The sequence below is a fragment of the Cyanobium sp. NIVA-CYA 375 genome, from assembly GCF_056108345.1.
Map to the genome: position 1 here is coordinate 1 of NZ_JBSYHW010000189.1, position 1,659 is coordinate 1,659.

Genomic DNA, 1,659 nt, shown 5'->3' on the forward strand with positions numbered 1-1,659 from the left:
GGCCGGACTCGAATCGCTCGCGTGACACCTCCGCCGCGCTCACTAGCTTCTGCTGCTCGCGCTCCAGCTCTAACTCGGCCATCTGGGCTAGGGCGTGTTCACGGCGCTGGCGGCTGAGCAGCAGGTCGGGCATTGCACCTTCGGGCAGCTGGGACAGCCGCTCCTCGATTTCCTCTGGTGTCAGCGTGGCATCTATGGCGATTTCGTCTCCTCCACCCCAGGCCATCACCGGCAGCCCCTCCACCGGCACCCTCGGCAGGTGCTCTGCAGCCGGCGTGGGTGATGGGGGCGGCTCCTGGATGCCCCTTCGCCGGCTTGAGGTTGCCTGCCAGTCGGGGATTGCTCCCGTGCTCACCATCACGCGGGTGCCATCGCGCCGAACATGCTCTGGCGCGATCCTTCCGCTACTGATCCCCTGCGTCACGTTGGCCCGGCTGCACTGCATCCTCCGGCTGAATTCGGCGGCGGTAACCCAGCTCATGGCAGCAGCGCCGTGATCTCTTTGACGACTTGCCGGCAGCCGTTGAAGTCGCCCACTCGCAGCATCTCCGAATACAGCCGGCGATAGCTCATCAATGCCCACCCTCTAACGGCGTCGGCATTGGGCCGGCCAGCACCCTGCAGATATTGCTGAACCTGCCCCATCACCGCCTTTGCGTCGGCGTCCGGGTATTTCATCGCCAGGGCTTCACCTATTTGCTGCTCGCTGGCTCCGGTGAGCAGCCACTCCACAACAGCAGCCGTAGCGGGTGGCTGCTGTTTCTCGATCGCTCCAGATGTATCAGGCTTCATCGTTCCACCAGCGGCTTTGATCTGTGCTGCTGGCATCCTGCAGCCGGCGATCCTGGCGGCTCCAGATGTCGTCAAGGGCAGCGGTTAGGAAGGCGCACAACTCGGGGTCGTGGCCAATCTGGAAGGATTCAAGGCGCGGATTCTGGTTCAAGTTCATGCTGCTGCGGATCGCAACCTGCCACCCGTCGTTCACCACGGTGCAGAACTTCGCGTGCGTCTTTGTCACCCGTAGGGCGTCATCACCAAACAGCTTGCGGATCTGGGCTGCCAGGGCCGGCACCCTCCGCACAAACGTCTGATCTACCAGCCAGCGGCAGCTGCTGATCTGCCCGCTTTCGAGCAACTCCATCATCCTCTGGATATCAGCTGCCGCTGCAGTCCATGTCGAGATTGACAGGCTGGCCGGGCCGGTCTTGTCGAGGATCGCCACCAGCAGATCCGCCAGGCTGAACTGCCCCCGCGTCAATCCGAACAACTCCATGCCGTCGCGCTCCAGGTCCGCCACGGCCTCGGCTGCACTCTCCTGGCGCAGCATCTCCAGGCGCTTGCGTTGGGCGATCGGCCGCTTAATCACAGCCGTTTGAATTACTGCAGGATCGGCCACAGGCGGCACCCAATCGAATAGCAGCGGGTTGGCGGTTAACTCCATCGCTTAGGTGTCTCCATTACTGTTAAGTCTAGCAGTTTCTGGCGCTACTGGTTATTTGGGGCTTGGTAGCGCGCTATAACCCGCTCCAGGGGAACCTATAAGCCAGGGTGCCTCAATCCTTCCCTGAAAGCTGATTCAATCTCGATCAACTTTTGAGCGCTTGAGTGTTGATCTGGTTGTGGTAGTTCGATCGGGTTGCCTTCATCGGCGGCGATGTT

3 protein-coding genes are annotated in these 1,659 nt (G+C 61.7%); all 3 read right to left on the bottom strand.

Annotation, left to right across the window (positions count from 1 at the left end; translation table 11 throughout):
• Positions 1 to 481, bottom strand: a 481-nt coding sequence (locus AC01FP_RS17430; protein ID WP_474481978.1) for a hypothetical protein, incomplete at its 3' end; no start/stop codon positions are given.
• A complete protein-coding gene (locus tag AC01FP_RS17435) occupies positions 478 to 792 on the bottom strand; it encodes a hypothetical protein (protein WP_474481979.1) in 315 nt (104 codons plus the stop codon). The genes AC01FP_RS17430 and AC01FP_RS17435, both read right to left, overlap by 4 nt.
• Positions 782 to 1,441, bottom strand: a complete 660-nt coding sequence (locus tag AC01FP_RS17440) for a hypothetical protein (RefSeq protein ID WP_474481980.1) — start codon at positions 1,439 to 1,441, stop codon at positions 782 to 784. The genes AC01FP_RS17435 and AC01FP_RS17440 overlap by 11 nt, the downstream gene beginning before the upstream one ends.
• Positions 1,442 to 1,659: the final 218 nt, after the last annotated feature.

Bases quoted from the DNA above. Each gene is read 5' to 3' on its own strand.
- AC01FP_RS17435 (WP_474481979.1), bottom strand. From the start codon at position 792: ATGAAGCCTGATACATCTGGAGCGATCGAGAAACAGCAGCCACCCGCT.
- AC01FP_RS17440 (WP_474481980.1), bottom strand. From the start codon at position 1,441: ATGGAGTTAACCGCCAACCCGCTGCTATTCGATTGGGTGCCGCCTGTG.